General features: G+C 45.8%; 1 tRNA gene. It reads right to left on the reverse strand.

Annotated features, from left to right (window positions below):
• Nucleotides 1-53 precede the first annotated feature (53 nt).
• Nucleotides 54-129 (reverse strand) — tRNA-Glu (locus CS022_RS24690).
• Nucleotides 130-238: the final 109 nt, after the last annotated feature.

Consider the following 238-nt stretch of genomic DNA (forward strand, 5'->3'; position numbering starts at 1 on the left):
TTCTTTCGATTCAACACTTTCTAAATATTTTCACTAAAAAAACATTTAATAAGTGGCGTCCCATAGGGGAGTCGAACCCCTGTTACCGCCGTGAAAGGGCGGTGTCCTAGGCCTCTAGACGAATGGGACACATATGTTCGTTGGAGTTTGGGCACTCCAACCACTCTTTTCGTTCAACCTATACAATCTGTGTGGACACTGGCAAAGACAGTATCGTTAAGGAGGTGATCCAGCCCCA

The sequence above is a fragment of the Veronia nyctiphanis genome, from assembly GCF_004116385.1.
Classification (GTDB): Bacteria; Pseudomonadota; Gammaproteobacteria; order Enterobacterales; family Vibrionaceae; genus Veronia; species Veronia nyctiphanis.